2 protein-coding genes are annotated in these 1,890 nt (G+C 60.0%); both read right to left on the reverse strand.

Features of this window, described 5'->3' with window-relative positions; translation table 11 throughout:
* Nucleotides 1–61 precede the first annotated feature (61 nt).
* A complete protein-coding gene (locus tag ACZZZU_RS14250; RefSeq protein ID WP_463550975.1) occupies nucleotides 62–928 on the reverse strand; it encodes a peptidyl-prolyl cis-trans isomerase in 867 nt (288 codons plus the stop codon).
* The gene (locus ACZZZU_RS14255) at nucleotides 915–1,799 is read right to left on the reverse strand and encodes a peptidylprolyl isomerase (RefSeq protein WP_463384262.1); all 885 of its coding nucleotides are present in this window, start codon (nucleotides 1,797–1,799) and stop codon (nucleotides 915–917) included. The genes ACZZZU_RS14250 and ACZZZU_RS14255 overlap by 14 nt, the downstream gene beginning before the upstream one ends.
* Nucleotides 1,800–1,890 lie beyond the last annotated feature (91 nt).

Here is a 1,890-nt window from a genome sequence, read left to right on the forward strand (position 1 = left end):
TCCTTGCCTACCGCTGTCCTTGAAAGTTGCCGGCTACGCGCCCGGCCCAGGTGTTGCTCGTCTAGTGCGAGCTGTACTGCACATCCACGCCTTTCAACGCCTCGCTGCTCAGGCTTTTAACGGCCTGTTTCAGCGCTTGCGGTGCCAGTTTTTCGCGAATCGCCCCGCTCACCTCAGCCAGCGGTTTTGCCGGCAACTGCTGCACGGCGGTCACGCGCACCAGCATCAGCTGGCCGTCTACATACAACGGCGCAATGCTGCCCGCCGCGGTGGGTTCCACCAGGCTGCGCAGCGGTTGTTCGAGCAGGTCGAGCTTCAGGCGGCTTTGCCGGTATTGCAGCGGCTTGCCGGCCTGACGCCAGTCGGCCACCAGTTTCTGCCAATCTTTGCTCTGCACCTGCGTGCCGCTAAGCAAGGTGATCAGCTCGGTACGCTGTGCCGGTTCCAGCTCCTGATCGCTGGCGATAATTTCGAAGCTTTTCTCGACGCCGCCACCAAACTCGTCCTGGTGACGGTTGTAGTAATCGGCCACCTGCTCATTGGTGACCGGCTGCGGATCGGCATGGGCTTGCAGGTAATTGCGCACCAGCAATTCTTCGCGATACGCCTGGGTTTTCAGCTCCAGTTGCTCATGCTCGCTGGCATCCAGCTCACGCTCGGCGAGCAAGGCCATGGCCCGGCTGCTAACCAGGCTTTCAAGAATCTTGCGTTCCACTTCTTCGTTGGCATACAGCGGCGCCGACTCGCCGAGCGTGCGCTCGATGGTCAGCTCCAGCTGGGCGCGGGTGATCGGGGTTTTATCCACGGTCACCAGCGTGGCCGACGGCTCGACCGGCACCTCGCTGAGTGCCTGTTTGCTGTCGTCGTTACAGCCGGCCAGCAGCACGGCAAGCGCCAGAGCGGCGCCGGCGTACTTAGCTGGATGCACGGTTTTCACCTGCTGGCTTGTCCGCTTCAGCGGCTTTCGGCGCTTCAGGTGCGTCTTTCTTCTCGATTTTCGCGGCAGCTTTCAAGCGCTCCAGCTCGGCGGCTTTGGCCTCCTGGCGCAGGCGATAACGAATGTCCCCCGCCACGCTTTCGAACGGCTGCTTGATCACCTGCGGGCCTTCCAACACCTTGACGATATGGAAGCCAAACGGGGTAACCACCGGCTCCGACAACTCGCCCGCTTTCATGGCGAAAATGCGTGTGCTGAACGCCGGATCGATAGCGCCTTCCTGCAACCAACCCAGGTCGCCGCCGTGCTGGGCAGAAAGCTGGTCTTCGGAATACTCCTTGGCCAGGGCAGTGAAATCTTCCTGGGAATTGGCCTTGGTATAAATGGCGCTGGCTTTGGTCAGCAGCGCCTGGCGCTCCGACTCGCTCAAGCCCGGATTGGTACGCACCAGAATGTGGGCGACGTGAATTTTCTTGGCCTGGAACTGATCAGGGTTAGTGGCGTAGTAATTACGTACCGCCTCGTCCGTCACGCGCTCTTTCAGGAACTCCTCAAAGTAGCGGCCGATCAGCATCTGCTTACGGAACTCCGCCACCTCGGCTTCCACCTGCTCGGCAGGCAACAGCTTCTGTTCTTCAATCTGCCCAGCCAGGCCCTCGCGCTCCAGATACTCATCCAGCTCACGGTTCACCAACTCGGCATTTTGCGTGGGCACGCGCTTGAACTTCAGGTACGCATCGAAGCGCTCCTGCGTCACCGGCTTGCCGTTCACTTCGGCAATCGAATCGCCACCCGAATCACATCCAGTCAAAGCCACGGCCACTACAGCAGTCACGAGGACCAGGCGTTGGAACTGCTTCATTCAAATCACCATTGTGTAAGGTCAAATTCCATTTATCGCGGTGTGCGATATACAGGGCAGCCACGCAAGGGGGCGTGAACTGGCTCACAAA

Source organism: Pseudomonas sp. AC136 (assembly GCF_979258585.1).

Excerpts from the sequence above, each read along its gene's own strand:
- ACZZZU_RS14255 (WP_463384262.1), bottom strand. The coding sequence starts at position 1,799 with ATGAAGCAGTTCCAACGCCTGGTCCTCGTGACTGCTGTAGTGGCCGTG.